The following is a 19,242-nucleotide window of genomic DNA, read 5'->3' as shown; positions in this document are numbered from 1 at the left end:
AGTTTTGCACTGCCTCTACAAACTTGCGCTGTTGTAGAAATTGCCTGACCTGTTGCTTCTTAAAAGCTTCTGAATCATCCTTCTGTCTGCGTGCAATCACTTCAATGAGATGCCACCCGTACTGGGTTTTTACAGGTTTACTGACTTTATGTAATGGCAAACTGTTCATGGTTTTTTCAAACTCTGGAACTAATTCACCTGGATTAACCCATCCTAAATCACCGCCTTTCACTGCGCTGGCAGCATCGAGTGAATATTGTTTAGCCATAAGAGCAAAATCTTTGCCTGACTGTATTTGCCGGTAAATGTTATTGACTTGCTTAATTGCTTCAGAAGGCACCATGCTGGCATCGGGTTTAAGCAGTATATGTCTGACATGGGTTTGAGTGATCACATGACGCTGATTCTCGCCGCCAACAGCTACTAATTTGATCAAATGAAATCCATTTCCTGCTCTTATCGGGCCGGCCACCTGACCTACTTTCATATGTACTACTTCCTTGGCAAATACCTCAGGCAGCTCAGCCAAATGACGCTCACCCAAATCACCACCTTCCAGTGCAAACTCTCCACTTGATTCTTCTATTGCCAAACGGCTAAAGTCTTCACCTTTTTTAATTTTATTTAACAAGTTTTCTGCTTCGATTTTAGCTCTTTGAAGCTGTTTGGTCGTTGGTTCTTCGCTTAAAGGGATAACAATATTTTTTAAATGATACGTCAAGTTAGAATTTTCTATGCGGCCTGAAGTTTTTAAGTATTGTTCCACCTGCTCATTAGTGACAATGATATCTTTACCTACTGCTTTTTGCTGAACCCTGGAAATCAGCATTTCTTTACGGATATTTTGTCTGTATTCTTGCCAGCTAATTCCTTGCTTTGTAATTTCATCGCGCATTTGCGATAAATTTAGATGATTTGAAGCAGCTATTTTTTCTATCGCTTCATCAATTTCAGCATTTTCAATAGTAATACCATTTTGTTTTGCCATTTGCATTTCCAGATCTACGTCTATTAAATGTTGCAATACTTGCTTACGTAATACAGACTCATCTGGCATTTGCATATTTTGAGCTATAATCTGCTTTTTAGATAACTCGACTTGAGCATTCAATTCGCTGGAAGTAATGACATTATCATTTACTATAGCAACCACTTTATCTAACAGCTGCTTTCCTTCAGCGAAACATACTCCTGAAAACAAAGCGCATACCAATGCTATTCTTTTAAACATGCCATAATCCTCATTCACATTTTTCGGGCAATTTATGTTATTCTTTGTCAAAATACAAGCAAGTTTGCTTAATTTACACCATAATTTATAAAAAACAGATTAAAATATTTTCAACCTGTACTAACCTAAACACCTAAACCTGACTCGCTTTTATTGTGTCATTTATCTTTGGATTTTAACGGCGTCGGAAAGGGTCATAGTATCCTGGGATATAGGTATTCAATATACCACTTGGATCACTGCTAGCTACTGATCCTAAGCCTTTTAGTAATATTTGCAAATAAATGTTGTTATTGTACTGAGGCTCAAATTCTTCATTTAAACTTCTAAAAATTCGCCCTCCCAAAATACGCATAGCCCAGCAACAACTATCATATTGAACGCCAAGAAATGACATCATACTGTAATTTTTACTGATATTATAACTATAGGCTCCAATACCACTCCATTTTTCACTAAGTGGCCAGGCAGCGGATAAAATGGCTTGATGTAAGGCATTATTTTCAGTGTCATTATTTCTTACTTGAGTAACGTCACCATTAACCAAATAACTATACCCGCCATTGATGATAGCATTACGAGCTGGCTGATAGTGCAAATTCAAATCCGCATTATTTGTAGCCCTTGTTGCCGGATCCCAAATGTAATCCCCTGTTATTCCCCAAGCTGGATTAAATTTATATACCGCCCTTGACGCAACAGGCGATGTTCCAAAAGTAGACGATAAGTTGCCAAAGGTATCTGGATTATCGGTACAAAACCCGGTAGGGCTTTGACAAAGTTGTACTCTTCTCTCACTGAAATATTTGATTTGGCCAATAGAAAAATTCGCTTTCTCAGCACCTGATTCATCTTCTAACCACCTTGTGGTAAGGGCATAACTTAGCTGATTGGCATCTCCGATTCTATCAAACCCTGAAAAGCGATTGGTTCTAAACAATTGATCGACATTAAAAATCATAAATCCTGAATCATAAACTGGAATAAGCGTTTGGTTATAATAAGGTACTCTTAAATAGAATAACCTGGGCTCTAAAGTTTGTATGTAATACGTACCCTTAAGATGCAAATCTCGTTCGAAATACAATCCGCCATCAAGGCTATAGCGAGGTATTGTCAGGTTATAGTTAGCTCGAGATGTGCCCCAAGTATAATTTCTTGAAATATCGTAATAATTTTCCACAAATTGCACTGAGGGAGTAACATATCCCCAAGGCTTCATCATTGGCACTGATAAAATGGGATTCAGATGAAACCGGGGCCCCTGAGGCATATTATTAAGTGCTATATTCCAGGAGTCATTAGGCCAGTGAAACTGGTCGTATTGACCAAGGATGTTGAATTGGGCATTAAAAGGTAAATCATCATAATAACCTCGTGCCATAAGTTGCGGTAACCGTTCATAAACAGGGGAAACCGGGATTTCGTTAATTGGATGTAACGTTTGATAACTTTGTCCCATACCTCTAAAAGTCCAGTTTTCGGTAGTGTAGGTTAAATCAGCCTGGCGCAATAATTGTCTTTGAGTTACCGATGCCAAATTTGTACTGAAATCTTGCAAGTAATAATCATCAGAAACCTGTTGAAAATTAACATTTAATTGAAGATCAGAGAGAAATTGGGTTGAATCGACAAAATTTACTTCCCAACGATTCGTGGAAAGTCCTCGAATCTGAGGGAACTCTACCTCATTGTCCTGTAAAAACCTGCCAAAGGCTTTATCTTTTGGTAAAAAATTTCCATTAAATGTTCCAGTGCTCTTTGAGGTCAAATATCTAAATTGTCCTCCCAACATCAAACCGCGTTTTGTATAAAGGTGAGGAACGAGAGTCATGTCATAATTTGGCGCCATATTCCAATAATAAGGGATGCCCAAATCAGCCCCCCCTACATTGGAATAACCCACTATGGGCATCAGAAACCCCGATTTTCTATCTCTATTGGTAGGAAAACTTAAATAAGGGGTATAAAGCACCGGCCATTCGTGGATACGTAATTTGGCATTGCGAGCAATGCCCTTTCCTTTTTCGTTGTCTATACTGATGGATTCGGCCTCGATAGCCCAAGCCTTATCTTGAGGCGCGCAAGTCGTGTAAGTTGCCTCTTTCAAAAAGTAGTCCTGATTTGCAAAACGCTTGATTAAACTTGCCCTACCCCAGGCAGGCAGCAATGCATTGCTTCTATTGGTATTAAATCGATAAAGAACATCTTCCACTTCACCCGATTTATCTTGAGGATACACAACTGCTTTTCTAGCGATCATCATTCTATCAGGTTCTAAATAACGTACATGATTCAAAAATTCAATTTTTGTTACTTCATTCGTTTTAGGATCCCTGTACACATAGGCTGTTTGAGCGTTAACTACTCTTTGGCCCTGCTGCATTTCTACATGCCCAGATAAAGTGGATCTTTGAGTGCGATAGAAGGAAGCCGTATCTGCCAGAATACGTACTTCATCTGGACTAGCTAACGGTGTCACTGCAATGGGTTTATAAAAACCGAGGCACACAGGAGAACTTTGATCAGCTTGCCAACCCAAACATTGGGCAAATTTAGTTCTTATATCGTCTGTTAAATCGACTTCTCGCGCAATCACGCAAGCTTGAATAGGTTCATTTATCAAGGCAGCAGAGTAGGCTAAGCCTTGATAATTTATCAAAGATAAAACACAAGCAGTTATCCCTATGGCCATTAAGATCCATTTCACTGAAAATAAAGATTCAGGCCATTTTTTAAATAATCTTTTTAAATGGCAATAGAGTAAACCTCGCAATAAGGCGATAAATGAAATAAAACCAGATATAATTAGCTTTTTATAAAACCTCATGTTCACAGCTAACAAAATACCTTATTATTTGTGCGCGAATGAAATTACTCTTTATTAAGATGGGAGTATATCAACCGCACTCTGTAAATAAAAACGGGAAGTATACCATGCATGAAAGAGAAAACGCACTGAAAGAGTGGTTAGCTCAAACGATTCAACAAAAAGACTTTGTCCTCCTTCCTTTAGCAGGAGATGCGAGTTTTAGAAGGTATTTTCGCATTCAATATAATGGATTAACTCAAGTAGTTATGGACGCCCCACCTGAAAAGGAAAATATTGAACCTTTCCTCCATATCGCTAACGTTCTTGATAAAATTAAAATACCAGTCCCCGATATTCTGGCAATAAATAAAAGAGAAGGTTTCCTGTTACTAAGCGATTTAGGGGATCAATTATTATTAAATAAGCTGAATCATGAAACAGTGGATAATTATTATAACCAGGCAATGAATTTGCTATTACAAATTCAAAAATGTCCCACTGACGATCCTGAACTTCCCTTATTTGACAAAAGTTTCATGCTTAAAGAAATGAATTTATGTTTGGAATGGTTTTTGAAAGCTTACCTTTCTCTTGATTTAAAACAAGACGAATTACAACTTTTTCAGCATACCATCGAGTGGATCGCAAGTGAAGTAGCGACTCAACCAAGAGTTTTCATTCACAGGGACTACCATTCAAGAAATCTGATGCTAGTCAAAAATAAGGACAGCTGTTTAGCAACTATTGATTTTCAGGATGCTATGCTAGGTCCTGTTACCTATGATTTGGTTTCTTTACTCAAAGATTGTTATATTTCATGGCCAAGAGAAAAAGTTTTAGAATGGGTAACCTATTTTCATGAACAATCCCCCCTCGCCAGTATTTACTCTCTAACCGATTTTATCCGGGCCTTTGATCTATGTGGGTTACAAAGGCATTTAAAAGTGTTAGGTGTTTTTTGCCGTTTATATTTGCGTGATAATAAAGCAGGATATCTTGGGGACTTGCCTCTCACGTTAAAATATGCATTAGAATGCGCAGAAACATATGAAGAATTACACCCATTTTTTAATTTTCTGCAAAAACGAGTTTATTTACCATGAAAACCGCTATGATTCTTGCAGCAGGACGTGGAGAACGATTACGCCCTTTAACCGACAAAATGCCTAAAGCACTTTGTACGGTAAGAAACAAACCCTTAATTGAACACCATATCATTAACCTCGCCAATGCCGGCTTTGAACGATTGATAATCAATCATGCCTACCTGGGCGGACAAATTCGCCAATATATAGGAAATGGAAAACAATGGGGCTTAAATGTTATCTATTCTCCAGAACCGCCAGGAGGCCTTGAAACAGGGGGAGGGATTGTGAACGCCTTGCCTTTGCTGGGCGAAGAGCCATTTTTAACAGTAAATGCCGACATTTATACTGATTTTGATTTTGCCAAGCTCCAACTCAAAAATATTGATACATTTCATCTGCTTTTAATTCCCAAAAATCCTTCTTTGCTTCATCATGGCGATTTTGGTTTAATCAATGGATCCCACTTAACCAATACAAATCAGGCTTACACTTTTTCAGGTATTGCCTGCTATAACCCAAAGGTTTTTGCCAACTGCAGACAAGGAAGGTATTCTGTTACCCCTTTACTCAGAAAATATGTGGAACAAAATAGTGCCACTGGAAGTGTTCACTCAGGAATTTGGTATGACATAGGCTCTTTCGATAGACTGCAGGCAGCAAATCAGTTCACCTAAAAACCAAGATTGGTTTTTAGGTGAACCAGTATATTCCTATCTGATGGATTGAGTGGTTGGAGCTTCAGCACCGGATTCAATTTCTTGTCTGATTTCTTCTCGCTTGGTTTCCAATGCTTTGGGTTCTTGGTAGGTTCGTTGCGCCACTTCCATGCCCACGCCTTTATCTGCAAAATATTTGGCGACTCCCTTTTCGCTATCGTTGATTAATTGTCTGATTTCCTGTGGATCTACTTTGGTTTGGTTGCCCGTATTGTCTATTTTAACAACCGCACCTCCTGAAATAGCAAGACTATTCTTGGCAAGCCATCCTTCTAATAATCCATCCATGGTTTTCAACTGATCTCCTTCTACCATTTTTCCATTAGAAGAAAACCCTCGCAATATTTTGGCATCGTCTCCAATAGCAACTTCGAGTTTTAATCCACTTGGTAACCCTTCCAAATGGCTTGCCAAAAATTCGGCTTTGTTTTCCTGCGTGTTTTGGTAATCTGAAGTTGGCCTTTCTTGGCCAGACCAAACTTGAGCAGAGGATAATAATTTGAATTTAACGAATTGAGCATATTCTTTTATTTTTTCCAGCATATCATTACATTCTGGTAATAATTTCGCTTTCGTTAAAATCTGCTCAAACCTTGTTGCCATGTATTCAGCGGCTTCAATGGATGTTTCACCTACTTGCATCGCTTTTAATAAGGCATCTCTTGTGGGCAGTGTGTATTTTGGCATAACTTACTCTCAACAATGTATATTTGGTCCAGGAAATATAGTTTAATTATAGCAAACCAGCCTCATTTGGATTGATAGCTGGTTGGTAAATCGATGTTAAAAGTCTGTAAAAATCACGCCAAGGGAGATTTCATTTTTTCTATCACGGAATGCAATGTCTTCTTCTTCATGGAGTCGAAGGTAAATTCATCCACTAAAATGGCATCCCAACGTGCGTCTTCAACAGCAAGCAACTCTTCCATTTCCTGTTGTGACAACTGGCCAGACTCTACTTTTTCTTTTAACTTCTCTTTCAACTTACTCCACTTATAGCGCTTCAAATCACTCACTTTTTTGCTTAATCCATCCGCTTCAATAATAAGCTGTAAAGCATGTTCCATACGATCTACAGGCTGCTTGGGATCACCACTGAGAAAGACCGATTTTTTCAAACGGTCACGATAATGATTGTTGCCCGTCATCAAACGAGCCAACTGATGATCTAGTTTGTCTGAAGGATAACGCATGGTTTGCCCAAATGGAAACGCAACTACTCGGGCAATAAAGCCTAAAAATTTGGAAGGGAAATTGTGACAAAGTGCAATCATGGATTTTTGCGCGTGGTAAAAACAATAGCTTACCGCCCATCTGGCATGCAATTGCTCATCGGGATGGTCTTGGTTTAATTGCACATTTCGTAAAGCAGCCATTGCCATATAGAGATAAGACATGCCATCAGCCAATCTTGCAGACAATCGCTCCTTGCGCTTTAAATCACCTCCCAAATAAATTAAAGACAGATCAGCAAGCCAGGAATAGGCATAACTCAAACGCGCCAGTTTCTTATACTCTCTTTTCATTGAATTTTCGGGAACCGCAATAAACAAACCACTTGTCCATGCTGAACAGATTGTTTTAGCAAAATTCTGCATAAAATAATGAATATGCTTCCAAATTATCTCTCTAAATGCCTCTTTATTCTCACTGGAGATGGCGTAGAATTCATCACGAATAAACGGATGACATGCCATAGATCCCTGCCCAAAAATCAATAAATTGCGAGACATAATATTAGCCCCTTCTACCGTAATAGAAATAGGAACACTTTGATATAAACTATTTAAGTAATTGCGTGGCCCAACAACAATGGCTCGCCCAGCATGAACATCCATAGAAGCATTCACAGTGATTCGTGCCAATTCCGTATTAAAATATTTGGTAATCGCTGAAGCTACAGAGGGTTTTTTATGTTCATTCACTGCAGCAACCGTCAACAACCGGGTAGAGTTGATTAAATAATTCAAACCCGCTATTTCTGCAAGTTTTTCCTCTACTCCTTCAAACTGAGCGATTTCTACATTAAATTGGCGACGAATTCTGGCAAAAGCACCTGTTGTTAAATAAGAAATAGAAGAAGAACCTGCTCCAAGTGCAGGCAGAGATATTGAGCGCCCTATAGATAAGCACTCAACCAGCATTTGCCAACCGGATCCCGCTTTCTTTTGACCACCAATGATGGTATCAATAGGCACAAAAATATCTTTGCCGCGTAAAGTTCCATTCATAAAGGGCTGATCAGCTGGTAAATGCCTATTGCCAATTTCAAGATTTTTAGTATCTCTTGGAATCAGCAAGCAAGTTATGCCTTCCTCTCCTTCACCATTCAAAAGCCCATCCGGATCTTTCAAGTTCACGGCCAATCCAATTAAAGTCGCAACAGGAGCTAAAGTAATCCACCGTTTATCCAGGGTGATATTTAAGCCAAGTACTGATTTCCCATCTATCTTCTTTTTAACTACAATGGCTTCTGACTGGATGGAGGTCGCATCACTTCCAGCCCCTGGCTCTGTCAATGCAAAACAGGGAATCTCAACACCTTTGGCAAGACGTGGAAGATAATATGCTTTTTGCTCATCGGTTCCATAATAATTTATTAGCTCGCCCGGGCCCAGGGAATTAGGAACCATTACCGTCACTGCCGCTACTCTTGAGCGAGTGGCAATTTTCATTACAATATCAGAATGGGCTCGAGCTGAGAACCCTTTGCCACCGAACTCCTTTGGTATCACTAATCCTAAAAATCCTTTCTCTTTAATGTAATTCCAAACCTTGGGAGATAAATCATATTCCTGACTAATTTCCCATTCATCCAACATACTGCACAAAGTATGAGTTTCATTATCCAAAAAAGCTTGTTCTTCTGCTGTGAGCTCTGTAGAAACTGCTGATAATTTTTGCCAATCAGGTTTTCCTGTAAAAATATCTTGTTCCAGCCAGGTATCCCCCGCGTTTAAAGCTTCTTCTTCCGTTTTAGAGAGCTTGGGCACCGATTTTCCTGCGGTTTTATACAAATAATCCCCGATGAAAAGGCGTAATGGCTCCACTCGAACTACCAGCACGGCAGCTATAATAAAGAACCAAATGAATAAACCGATAATCCAGGGGAACCCAAAATAAAATGTTGCGGGAATGAGGTAGATTATGCTTCCAATTTCCCAAACCAATGGATTAATTCTTCTGGACAGTACTACCAGAGTAAAAGCCAAATAAATTAAAAAGAACACAATAGCCATAAAATACCTTCCTTTGCTATTTTATTAAGAGGTTTATAGAATAACCAGTATATACTTTTTACGCTTTATTTAGCGAGCAATAATCCTTTAAAAATTATAAGAAACATTTAAGTTAACCTTGCCAAAACAAATCAAATCATCTAGCGTAAGCAAAACAGAAAATGAAATACTAATAATGCAAAGACTGGTTTGGAACTTTGAATTTTCCTCTGAACAAACAACACCACTTACCACTTTAGGTCATGATGCTCAAGACAATCTAAAATGGGAAAAGCGCTATTTTTGGCCTACAGATCAAATCATCCGTTTAAATACTATTGACAGTTCGTTGCTTGATCTAGCCAACTATCAGAAAAAACATAAAGAAGACTATTATTATTTACTGCCTGACTCTGATCATAATATAAAACAAAGACGTAACGAATTATTGTATAAACCTGTTATTAAGCAATCTGGCTCTGCACTAGGCTTTGGATCTAAAATTCATCTTGAAACCCCACAAACTCTCCCTTGCCATGGCGACGCTGGGCAATTGAATCGACAAGAACTATTGAAAAAAATAAAAGAAAAAGGAATCGTTGTTTTTGTTAAAAAAGAAGCTTTTGTTTTTAAATTCCCTACAACGCCAACTGTCAAGCTTGAGCTTGCTCGTCTTGAAGTCAAGGATAAAGTGTATTTCAGTGCCTGTATTGAGGGGAGATCATTAAACCTGGTAGAAACCATCAGCGTCCTTTTATTCGGAACCCAACCTTCTTTTGAATACGTTACCTTCTTAAAAAAGACTTTAAAAATATGATAAAAACTTTCATTGAAATCATTTACAGTTTTGGGAAAATTGGCCTGATATCCTTAGGCGGCGGCAATTCCATGTTAAAATTATTGGAATATGAGGCAGTCACGTACAGGCACTGGATTGGAAAAGAAGAATTTGTAGGTATGTTAGGTTCAAGTTTTTTATTCCCGGGATTAACGGGAATAAAACTGGCCGCACTAATAGGCTATAAAGCGGCCGGAATAACCGGTTTAATTCTTGCGATCATCTGCCTGAATTTACCAGGATTAATTATGGCTCTTGTGGGATATCAGTGGCTTAATTCTCATAACGGTCCAATAACACGCAAAATTATGATCTCAGTCCAATACGGAGCTTTGGCCTTGTTAGCGGCTGCTACATTTTCAGTAGTTCAAGGTGTTATTGACGTCTATTATTCTATTCCTATGGCTATTTGCTGTATTTTGTTTTTTCTTGCCTTGGCCTTTTGGAATCTATCACCCTTTTATGGTTTTTTAGCATTTATAGCCATATGTTTTTTTGTGGTGCGTTAATATGAAAACAAACACTATCGCTTTTAATCCATTTTTTGAATAAAATTCGGGAAAACATTAATTTAAAGGAAAATTATGAAAAGGATTTTTTTTGTTGTATTTTTGCTTTGTATAGAAACCGCTTGCAATACAGCAAAAAATAATCCTCTCCCCGCGCAATTGGCAGATAAGGCCTTAGTGCCTGGATTTAAAGAGGTACGCACTGAATTCACCCGCAGTGATGACCCAATAATTAAAAAGCAATCTCTTGAACGTGTAAAACAACTGGCTAAAGCTTACCCTGATACCATGTTCCATCAAAAAGGCTCTTTCAGCTTGCTGATTATTTCAGGTGGTGGCGATTATGGTGCTTTTGGTGCTGGATTATTGAATGGGTGGACAAAATCCGGTTCTCGACCAACATTTACAACCGTGACAGGTATAAGTACTGGGGCATTGATAGCACCTTTAGCTTTTGCTGGCCCTAAATATGATGCTACATTAAAAAAAGTGTATACAACCATTACCACGAAGGATGTACTGAGTAATAAGCCTGTATTATGGACTCTGTTAACAGGAGGCAGCGCCCTTAAAGGAACCAAACCATTACAAGACCTGATTGCTCGTCATGTCGATGAAAAATTGCTTGATGACATTGCCAAAGGCTATTATCAAGGGCGACGGCTTTATGTAGGGACATCCAATCTTTACTCTCGAAAGCTGGTGGTATGGGATATGACCCGCATTGCGGCAAGCAAAAACCCCGAGAGAGTTCAGTTATTCCGAAAAATTCTACTTGCTTCTGCCAGCATTCCCGTGGTCATGCCGCCTGTTTATTTTGATGTCATGGCCAACGGGAAACCCTACACAGAAATGCACGTTGATGGCTCAACAACGTTTGCGGTCTTTTTAAGTCGTCTTGGTTCTGATATCAAAACCGCGAAAAAACATTTCAAATTAAAACAAAAACCAAACGTTAAAATTTATGTAATACGCAATAACCAGAATCAATTCCATTACAAAGTAATCAAACCCAAGTTATTGGTAATTGGCAAGCGAGCGATAGAAAGTGTCACGGCATCCCAGGGGGCTGCCGATGTTATTTTTATCTATCTTTGTGCGCTTATAGAGGGAGTTGATTTTAATTTGGCCAATGTTCCAAATGAGTTTGATTCGAACTCGGAGGAATTGTTTGATACTCAAAGAATGAATCAGTTATATCAAATTGGTTATTCCAAAGCGGTAAAAGGTTACCCATGGCAAAAAATCCCTCCAGATGTAAGGGCTTTGCATGGTGACTAAATTGCCTGTGAACATGAAATGAAAATACCTGGAGTTCCTCATGGATACTACTCTGGATAACCCAGATTATTATATTAATAGAGAATTTTCTGCTATTGCGTTTAATCAGAGAGTACTCATGCTTGCTAATGATGAACGCGTACCCTTATTGGAAAGAATGAGATTTCTCAGTATCTGCAGCAGTAATCTTGATGAATTTTTTGAAATTCGGGTGGCCGGGTTGAAAGAAAAAATTGCCATGTCGTCAGGCAAGCTAACCATAGATGGATTACGGGCTGATGAAGCATTCAGCCAAATAAGCCATAAGGCTCATGCTTTAATCGATCAGCTTTACAATATTTTTAACAAACAATTACTTCCGGCATTGCGCAAAGAAAATATCCATTTTCTTGAGACAGATCAATGGACTGATGACATTCATTTATGGGCAAAGCATTACTTTAAACATGAAATTCTACCTGTTATAAGCCCTATTGCTCTCGATTTGGCCCATCCTCTTCCAAGGCTTATCAATAAAAGTTTAAATTTTATCATTTCATTGAGTGGGAAAGATGCTTTTGATCGAAATATCAATTACGCCGTCGTACATGCTCCTCGCTCGATTCCACGCATGATACATCTGCCTTCCGAGCTTTGTGGAGATGCCCATTACTTTGTTTATTTATCTTCCATTATTAAAACGCATATTAATAGTTTATTTCCAGGTATGGAAATCAGCGGATGCTATTCATTTCGGTTGACGCGAAATAGCGATTTATTTTTAAGAGAAGAAGAAATTGACGATTTGGCTAAAGCGGTGCAAAGAGAGATATTTTCCCGTCATTATGGCCATGTCGTAAGATTGGAAATTGAAAACAAATGCCCTGAAAAAATTGTTGACTTTCTACTGCAGAAATATCATTTGCGGCATGAAGACACCTATTATTGTGATGGCCCTGTTAATTTACAACGATATATGAGTGCTATTAACAGCATCGATAGACCTGATCTGAATTATCCCGCTTTTACCCCACAGTATCCCAAGTTCTCCAAATCACAACGTAATTTATTTAATATTCTCGACGAACAAGACATTTTATTGCATCATCCCTATCAAGCATTTGATTTAGTCATTGATTTTGTCAGGCAAGCTGCTTCAGACCCTAATGTACTGGCAATTAATCAAACGCTTTACAGAACCCACTCTGAATCAGTGATGGTCGATGCGCTGGTTAACGCCGCCCATTCAGGGAAAGAAGTAACCGCTGTCATTGAGCTAAGAGCCCGTTTTGACGAGGAATCCAACTTAAAATTGGCTAACAAACTCCATGCTGCGGGGATCCTGGTACTCTACGGAGTAGTAGGCTATAAAACTCACGCGAAAATGACGCTGGTCGTTCGAAGAACGCATGGTAAATTAAAACGATATGTGCACTTAAGCACAGGAAACTATCATGAACAAACAGCCAAGAGATACACTGATTTGGGATTATTAACCAGTGAACCCACTATTACTTCTGACGCCCAGCTCATTTTTCAACAATTAACCGGTCTTGGAAAGGTTGTTAAGTTAAAAGCCTTGAGCCATTCACCATTTACCTTACAAAAAACTCTTTTACAATTCATCGAACAATGCAGTACTGCTGCTACGGGAGGCATTGATACTGAAATCATCCTGAAAGTGAATGGATTAACTGATAAAGTGATGATTCAAGCATTATACAAGGCATCACAAGCAGGCGTTAAAATTAATCTTCTTGTACGTGGTGTATGTTGTTTAAAACCAGGATTGCCTGGTGTGTCTGAGAACATCAGAGTCTTATCTTTTATTGGCAGATTCCTCGAACATCACAGAGTGTTTTATTTTCGCATCAACGAAGAAGAACACTATTTTTGCTCCAGTGCCGATCTGATGGAAAGAAACTTATACAATCGTATTGAAATCATGTTCCCCATTTATGATGAGGGATGTAAAAAAAGAATAAAAAACGAAATCATTAAAAACTATCTTAAAGATAATAACAATGTTTGGGAAATGCAAAGTGACGGGACTTACAAGCACCTCATGCAAAACGGCGGCTGTGCTCAGGAAAAGCTGATTGCACTTTATGAGGAAGAGGACAAATCGATTTAGTCAGAAAAATAACAGTGGAAACATGGCTATTGAATAAAACCATAAATAGACAGAACATATCAAGCTCTTTAAATCAGCAAGGTTTTACTGGATCTTCCCGGCTCTTCTCGTGCCAGGCGAGGCAATAAATATCCTGGCACAAGGGATTGTAATTGATGATAAATTGACTGAGCCCTGAGAAGCGGCATATCGAAATGTGCCGAACCCTTTACTTTATCGAGCAAATGCAAGTAGTAAGGCATAATCCCGTAATCAAAAAGAGCATGACTTAACTTGGATAAAATCCCTGCATCATCATTAATCCCGGCTAATAAAACAGATTGATTCAGTAAATAACATGCTGCTTTCTTCAAATCAGAGCACGCCCGCAATACACTCTCATCCAACTCTTGCGGATGATTACAATGAACAACAATCACTTTCTTAAATCGCGTATTTGTTAATAAATCAAGTAATCCTTTGTCAATACGCTCCGGTAAAACAATAGGAATTCTTGTATGAATTCTTAAAGTATGTATATGAGAAATTTCTTCCAAAGATTGGAGTAATTCTTCCAAAACCAAATTGGCGGCGAGCAATGGATCGCCACCACTTAAAATAACTTCAGTAATACTGGAATCATTTGCGATGTAGGCACACACCTCTTTCCATCCCCGGCGGCCCGGATTATTCGCTTGATAAGGAAAATGTCTTCTAAAGCAATAACGACAATTCACAGCGCAAACACCGGTTAAAGTTAACAAAACGCGCCCGTGATATTTATGCAACAAACCTTTAATCAGGGTATTACTCTCACTTAAGGGATCGATAACATAATCATCTGCTTCGCTAAGCTCATCTTCTTTTGCAAGAACCTGTAAAAGCAAGGGATCTTTGGGATTCCCTTTTTGCATTCGCTTAGCAAAACCTAAAGGAATACGGCTTGGGAATTGTTTTTCCGCGAATAGGTTTCCTTCAGATCTCGGCAATTCCAGGAAATCTAATAAATCAGTCGTTGAAGTAAATCCTTGCGCCAAAATTTTTTGCCAACTCAAAGAGGTATCTCGCATTAAAGTTACAGACTTGATAAACTGTGCGAACTTTAGCGAAAATACAGCAAAATCTCAACTATGGAGCAGAAATGGCAGTCTATAGCACAAATGAATTTAAAAACGGCTTAAAAGTAATGGTTGATGATGCTCCGTGCAGCATTCTTGACTGTGAATTTGTAAAACCTGGAAAAGGTCAAGCATTTACCCGTATTAAAATTCGCAATCTAAAAACCGGGCGCGTTGTGGAACGTACCTTTAAATCTGGGGACACCTTACCATCTGCTGATGTGGCTGACGTAGAAATGCAGTATCTATACAATGATGGGGAGCATTGGCATTTTATGGTTCCAGATACGTTTGAACAATATGCCGTGACTGAAAACGTATTAGCCGATGCAGCACAATGGTTAAAGGAACAGGACGTTTGTGTAGTTACTCTATGGAACAATGAACCTATACAGGTGACTCCACCCAATTTTGTCATTTTGGCAATCACCGAAACAGATCCTGGATTAAAAGGAGACACTTCTGGCGGAGGCGGAAAGCCAGCCACATTGGAAACAGGTGCCGTGGTTCGTGTACCATTGTTTGTTCAAACTGGCGAACTGATTAAGGTAGACACGCGCAAAGGCGAATATGTGTCTCGCGCTAAAGAGTAATTATCAACAGAAATAGCCTTCATTTGGTTTGGAGGCTTGTCTTCTCTGGAAATTAGAAATCGTAATCTCCACCCCAATATCCATAAGGGCCTACAAAAGAAGGTGACGAATAGTAGTTGTTACCCCAATAGGGGCGATTGCTATAATAGCCAACCGAATAAACGTAGTCATTGCTATAACCTGATTCGTAAGAAACATCATCAATAGCCACACCATCAACCGCACATCCAGTTAGCAGCAATAATGATGCACCAGCAGTGACCGCAACAATTAACTTGTTCATAATTGCTTCCTGGCAAAATAGTTGTTCTTTAATTATAAGATAATATTATTAATTGCTCAAATTGCTCTTTATTTTAAACAGAGGATATCGGGATTGACTTTAACTGGATTTACTCAAAACCATAAGGGGCATTAAAAAATATTTTAATGAGCGAGCTTAATTAAAACAAATGACCGAATTAAAAACATTTTTAACAAAGCGATTGTGGGTTTGTCTATGATCTGTTCGACTTAATTCATTCTTTGATAAGAAAAAATTAGTTTATACAAAGAATAGAAAAGAGTTTAAGTACAGGCAACGACTTCCCGGTTTCTGAGCCGCAACTGAAAGACACTGTGGAGATTTATGTAGAGCTTCAGGTTTCCTACCCTTTGTAGGCTTACACACCACCCTCCAAAACGACCTCCTAATCTGGCACTACTTACTGGTTCAGCCAGGATCAGTCATCACCTATATTTTAAATAATAGACTAACAGCCCCATTTTTGGCAAATTTTTGCACAATTATTCACCTGATGATTATCTGCCTTTCCTTGACAAATGATTTGCAGAAGCCTGAACTGTTGGCATAATAATCATTTGCTCAATATCGACATGCAGAGGTCTTGTAGCGCAATACAAAGCAGCATCAGCAACATCTTCGGCCATAAGCGGTTGAAAATCCTTATAGAAATCGATAGCTCGCTGTTTGTCTTTCCAGCGAACCTCGCTAAACTCTGTCTCAACAGCACCTGGTGCAATTTCAGTCACTCGAACTGCACTTCCTAACATATCCAATCGCATGGACTTTGATATCGCATGAACAGCATGCTTGGTGGCCGAGTAAACATTTCCATTAGGATAACACTCATGACCTGCTATGGAACCGATATTAATGACGTGCCCACTATTCCTCTCTAACATCCCTGGGAGAATTAGCCGACTAATATAAAGCAATCCTTTAATATTGGTATCTATCATGGTGTCCCAATGCTCCAATATTCCTTGATGCAAAGGCAAGGTATCCAGAGCCAAACCCGCATTATTGATTAACACATCAATAGAGTTCCACTGACCGGGCAAAGATTCGATTTGTTGTCTCACCAAATCTTTCTTACAGACATCCAGAGGAAGAATATAATGTTCTTGATTATTATGATGTTTTAACCCACTGGATAATTCATGTAAACGTTCAACTCGCCGTGCCGCCAGGATGAGTCGTGCTCCTTGTGCAGCAAAAAGTCGGGCGCAAGCCTGTCCAATGCCGCTGGACGCGCCGGTTATCATTACAATTTTATTGTTTAAAAAATTCATCCTCTCCCCCATCATTATCAAGTACAATATATTTACCGTTAAATCGAACCAGAACTTGAACAAAAACAACAGCAATAGAGTTCATTACAATCAAGATGAGCGCTCCATCAAATTCGATGAAACTCTTTGGGGATAGAAATCACAGGATCCTCTCCAAGATCAGAAGCCATACTCGATGATTGCATCAATTGATTTGCCAACTTAATTTCACTGAAACCCGATATCCCTACCCCTAAAGCATTTACAAATTGGATTGTAAATTCAGTAGAGTCTTCATCATAGACCTCTGAATTGGTAAAACAAGTCCAGTCGGAACGTATTCCAAAATACTCTTTCCTTTTCATGTTTGCAAAACAATAATCTTTCAAATCTCCCACAAAATTTAACCAGGGATCACACACGATATCGTTATCAATGATTAAAAAGGCATGGTTGGAAATGGTCATAACAGAAATTGGAATGCAAGTGGAAAAATTAGATAGCTTATCCTCAATCAATCGCATCAATAAACGTTGAAATGCTAAAAAGGTTTGCTGCATACAATTTCCTGATTGCAGATCACCGATAATTTTTGCGCATTTTAAAAGACGCTCCAACAAACTGATTTTGGTGTTACTCAAAATCTTATCGCATTCTGTTTGACAGAGATAAACCAAAGGCGCAAAAAACTTATTTTCTTTTTTTTGATTGGGGATATTACACGCTTTTATGTTGCCATGAATGTATTTGACAATCTCCAGTGCTGTTTTCTTAATTCGTTCTTTGCTCATCAATATTCCAATGATAACCACAGGTGGTTTTTATTTTGTCATCTATTATACCTTTTTTAAATCAAAAATCGCTTACAATTTGACAAAAATACACCCCATCAGGCCAATTTAAATGCAAAAATTAATGTTATCTTAATAATTAACTTATAAAATAGCAGTCTCAGTGAACCAGGCTCTGTTTTTACAGCAGTCCAGCTCATTATCATCAGAGGTTCAACTTGTCATATCGTAATTAACTATTATAAAGAGAGTGTAACATGTTCACAAAATCCTGTGCCAAAGCGACTGATCAAAATAGACAGGAATTATTTATGGACAGCCTTTTAGGTGATTTTCAAAAAATGAAAGAAAAAGCACTTAATCAGCAACAAGAAAGACGCTCCAAAAAAAGAGAACTTCACTGCAAATCTTCTGAAAAAACAAAAAAGCCGAATCAGTATGCCGCCCTTACTCATTCTCAAGTTCAGGAAGTTAAAGCAAAAGTCCGGACAGTTAATGATAAATTCCATCTCAATGCTGAAGAAAAAAAACTCTGGGAGCTGATTCTGCTTGGCAATCAATTGGCACAAAACATCAGTTCCTGTGATTTACCTACCGATAATGAAGACGATGCTTCACTGGTTAAGCTAACTCAAATTTTCGCTGATGAAACTCTGGAAAGAACTGATTTGACCTGGCTAAATAAAATTCTGAAGATTGCTCTGTATAGCAGAGGCTCTGGTTTTGGTAATTGCCAGGAAAAAGCTTTTTTTGTTTTTGCACTTCTGTTACACCAGGCACAAAAACCAGAAAGCTTAATTCACTCCCTTCGATTAGCGACCTTTAATAATCATTTTATACTAATAGTCAATGAACAGTTTTTAATGGATCCCTGGTTGAACTTGGCCTTTCCCTTATCAAAGGGTAATCAACAACTGGAAATAGGCTACGTTTTTGAGAGATTCGGCCGACTTGTCAATTATTTTTCAATCAATCAGGAAGGTCAATGTTTTACCCATACAGTGCGGGAAGGAGGCACTATAGAGCGTGACCCATCATCTGAAAAAGACATGGCAAACTGTATTCATTCGCTACTTGATCACAGAGATTATTTTGATCTATCAATCGTTTCGGAGAGAGAAATTCATACCAATACAAAAAGAAGAAAATATGAGAATCAGGAACAAGAAGTACCTCAACCTAGACAAGAAACATCCAATCAACCTACAGAAACAGTATATACAGACTCAAGCCATAACACTTGGGATAACGAAGGAGCCGCAGACGACTTTCTAGAGCATTTTGAGCAAACACACCCTGTCTACAATCCAGGTTTCTTTTCATTTGGCCAAGACGATGTTGGTTTAAAACCAGACCTTCCAAAGAATTTATTTAAATTTTAAATCATCCACTGTTTGCCCC

General features: G+C 38.6%; 16 protein-coding genes (1 of these 16 cut by a window edge). 8 read left to right on the top strand and 8 right to left on the bottom strand.

What is annotated here, in order from left to right; genetic code table 11:
- On the bottom strand, nt 1–1,231 hold the 5' portion of the coding sequence (locus LPG_RS01505; RefSeq protein ID WP_015444876.1) for a peptidylprolyl isomerase. It extends 59 nt beyond the left edge of the window; the window shows 1,231 of its 1,290 coding nt (coding positions 1–1,231); it begins with the start codon at nt 1,229–1,231; the stop codon falls past the left edge of the window.
- Nucleotides 1,232–1,406: 175 nt separating this feature from the next.
- Nucleotides 1,407–3,926, bottom strand: a complete 2,520-nt coding sequence (locus LPG_RS01500; protein WP_016356722.1) for an LPS-assembly protein LptD — start codon at nt 3,924–3,926, stop codon at nt 1,407–1,409.
- Nucleotides 3,927–4,168: 242 nt separating this feature from the next.
- On the opposite strand from LPG_RS01500, the gene LPG_RS01495 reads away from it, so the two are divergent.
- Together LPG_RS01495 and murU are read left to right on the top strand one after the other, a co-directional pair.
- Nucleotides 4,169–5,146, top strand: a complete 978-nt coding sequence (locus LPG_RS01495; protein WP_015444878.1) for an aminoglycoside phosphotransferase family protein — start codon at nt 4,169–4,171, stop codon at nt 5,144–5,146.
- A complete protein-coding gene (gene murU / locus LPG_RS01490; RefSeq protein WP_010946056.1) occupies nt 5,143–5,805 on the top strand; it encodes an N-acetylmuramate alpha-1-phosphate uridylyltransferase MurU in 663 nt (220 codons plus the stop codon). Before LPG_RS01495 ends, murU begins: the two co-directional genes overlap by 4 nt.
- A 36-nt stretch (nt 5,806–5,841) precedes the next feature.
- On the opposite strand, the gene LPG_RS01485 is transcribed toward murU, so the two are convergent.
- On the bottom strand, nt 5,842–6,534 hold the full coding sequence (locus tag LPG_RS01485; protein ID WP_010946055.1) for a lpg0294 family Dot/Icm T4SS effector: 693 nt from the start codon (nt 6,532–6,534) through the stop codon (nt 5,842–5,844).
- 113 nt (nt 6,535–6,647) lie between these two features.
- On the bottom strand, nt 6,648–9,086 hold the full coding sequence (locus LPG_RS01480) for an acyl-CoA dehydrogenase (protein ID WP_010946054.1): 2,439 nt from the start codon (nt 9,084–9,086) through the stop codon (nt 6,648–6,650).
- A 175-nt stretch (nt 9,087–9,261) separates the two neighbouring features.
- On the opposite strand from LPG_RS01480, the gene LPG_RS01475 reads away from it, so the two are divergent.
- The 4 genes from LPG_RS01475 to ppk1 all read left to right on the top strand — a co-directional run bounded on the left by LPG_RS01475 (nt 9,262) and on the right by ppk1 (nt 13,806).
- Nucleotides 9,262–9,882, top strand: a complete 621-nt coding sequence (locus LPG_RS01475) for a hypothetical protein (protein ID WP_015444880.1) — start codon at nt 9,262–9,264, stop codon at nt 9,880–9,882.
- Entirely contained in the window at nt 9,879–10,412 is a 534-nt protein-coding gene (locus LPG_RS01470; protein ID WP_010946052.1) for a chromate transporter, read from the top strand. Before LPG_RS01475 ends, LPG_RS01470 begins: the two co-directional genes overlap by 4 nt.
- A gap of 75 nt (nt 10,413–10,487) precedes the next feature.
- Nucleotides 10,488–11,693 (top strand): patatin-like phospholipase family protein, encoded by a 1,206-nt coding sequence (locus tag LPG_RS01465; RefSeq protein ID WP_010946051.1) that lies wholly within the window; start codon nt 10,488–10,490, stop codon nt 11,691–11,693.
- Between the two features lie 40 nt (nt 11,694–11,733).
- A complete protein-coding gene (ppk1, locus tag LPG_RS01460; RefSeq protein ID WP_015444881.1) occupies nt 11,734–13,806 on the top strand; it encodes a polyphosphate kinase 1 in 2,073 nt (690 codons plus the stop codon).
- 68 nt (nt 13,807–13,874) lie between these two features.
- On the opposite strand, the gene epmB is transcribed toward ppk1, so the two are convergent.
- A complete protein-coding gene (epmB, locus tag LPG_RS01455; RefSeq protein ID WP_010946049.1) occupies nt 13,875–14,855 on the bottom strand; it encodes an EF-P beta-lysylation protein EpmB in 981 nt (326 codons plus the stop codon).
- A 71-nt stretch (nt 14,856–14,926) separates the two neighbouring features.
- On the opposite strand from epmB, the gene efp reads away from it, so the two are divergent.
- Nucleotides 14,927–15,496 carry an elongation factor P gene (gene efp / locus LPG_RS01450; protein ID WP_015444882.1) on the top strand — a complete coding sequence of 190 codons (570 nt, stop codon included), beginning with the start codon at nt 14,927–14,929 and terminating at the stop codon, nt 15,494–15,496.
- 52 nt (nt 15,497–15,548) lie between these two features.
- Here the strand turns inward: efp and LPG_RS01445 are convergent, their stop codons facing one another.
- The 3 genes from LPG_RS01445 to lem2 all read right to left on the bottom strand — a co-directional run bounded on the left by LPG_RS01445 (nt 15,549) and on the right by lem2 (nt 17,862).
- The gene (locus tag LPG_RS01445; RefSeq protein WP_011214602.1) at nt 15,549–15,779 is read right to left on the bottom strand and encodes a hypothetical protein; all 231 of its coding nucleotides are present in this window, start codon (nt 15,777–15,779) and stop codon (nt 15,549–15,551) included.
- Between the two features lie 518 nt (nt 15,780–16,297).
- Complete coding sequence (locus LPG_RS01440) at nt 16,298–17,071, bottom strand: SDR family NAD(P)-dependent oxidoreductase (protein ID WP_015444884.1); 774 nt, start codon at nt 17,069–17,071, stop codon at nt 16,298–16,300.
- 107 nt (nt 17,072–17,178) lie between these two features.
- Complete coding sequence (lem2, locus tag LPG_RS01435) at nt 17,179–17,862, bottom strand: Dot/Icm T4SS effector Lem2 (RefSeq protein WP_010946046.1); 684 nt, start codon at nt 17,860–17,862, stop codon at nt 17,179–17,181.
- A gap of 236 nt (nt 17,863–18,098) precedes the next feature.
- Here lem2 and ceg10 point away from each other — a divergent pair, with 236 nt between their 5' ends.
- On the top strand, nt 18,099–19,223 hold the full coding sequence (gene ceg10, locus LPG_RS01430) for a Dot/Icm T4SS effector Ceg10 (protein ID WP_010946045.1): 1,125 nt from the start codon (nt 18,099–18,101) through the stop codon (nt 19,221–19,223).
- Nucleotides 19,224–19,242 lie beyond the last annotated feature (19 nt).

The organism is Legionella pneumophila subsp. pneumophila str. Philadelphia 1 (assembly GCF_000008485.1).
In the GTDB taxonomy this organism is placed as follows: Bacteria; Pseudomonadota; Gammaproteobacteria; order Legionellales; family Legionellaceae; genus Legionella; species Legionella pneumophila.
This window is presented reverse-complemented; position numbering and strand designations above follow the sequence as displayed.

Excerpts from the sequence above, each read along its gene's own strand:
- LPG_RS01480 (WP_010946054.1), bottom strand. The coding sequence starts at position 9,086 with ATGGCTATTGTGTTCTTTTTAATTTATTTGGCTTTTACTCTGGTAGTA.
- LPG_RS01465 (WP_010946051.1), top strand. The coding sequence starts at position 10,488 with ATGAAAAGGATTTTTTTTGTTGTATTTTTGCTTTGTATAGAAACCGCT.
- murU (WP_010946056.1), top strand. The coding sequence starts at position 5,143 with ATGAAAACCGCTATGATTCTTGCAGCAGGACGTGGAGAACGATTACGC.
- LPG_RS01485 (WP_010946055.1), bottom strand. The coding sequence starts at position 6,534 with ATGCCAAAATACACACTGCCCACAAGAGATGCCTTATTAAAAGCGATG.
- LPG_RS01495 (WP_015444878.1), top strand. The coding sequence starts at position 4,169 with ATGCATGAAAGAGAAAACGCACTGAAAGAGTGGTTAGCTCAAACGATT.
- LPG_RS01475 (WP_015444880.1), top strand. The coding sequence starts at position 9,262 with ATGCAAAGACTGGTTTGGAACTTTGAATTTTCCTCTGAACAAACAACA.
- LPG_RS01445 (WP_011214602.1), bottom strand. The coding sequence starts at position 15,779 with ATGAACAAGTTAATTGTTGCGGTCACTGCTGGTGCATCATTATTGCTG.
- ppk1 (WP_015444881.1), top strand. The coding sequence starts at position 11,734 with ATGGATACTACTCTGGATAACCCAGATTATTATATTAATAGAGAATTT.
- LPG_RS01500 (WP_016356722.1), bottom strand. The coding sequence starts at position 3,926 with ATGGCCATAGGGATAACTGCTTGTGTTTTATCTTTGATAAATTATCAA.
- ceg10 (WP_010946045.1), top strand. The coding sequence starts at position 18,099 with ATGTTCACAAAATCCTGTGCCAAAGCGACTGATCAAAATAGACAGGAA.
- efp (WP_015444882.1), top strand. The coding sequence starts at position 14,927 with ATGGCAGTCTATAGCACAAATGAATTTAAAAACGGCTTAAAAGTAATG.
- epmB (WP_010946049.1), bottom strand. The coding sequence starts at position 14,855 with ATGCGAGATACCTCTTTGAGTTGGCAAAAAATTTTGGCGCAAGGATTT.
- LPG_RS01440 (WP_015444884.1), bottom strand. The coding sequence starts at position 17,071 with ATGAATTTTTTAAACAATAAAATTGTAATGATAACCGGCGCGTCCAGC.
- LPG_RS01470 (WP_010946052.1), top strand. The coding sequence starts at position 9,879 with ATGATAAAAACTTTCATTGAAATCATTTACAGTTTTGGGAAAATTGGC.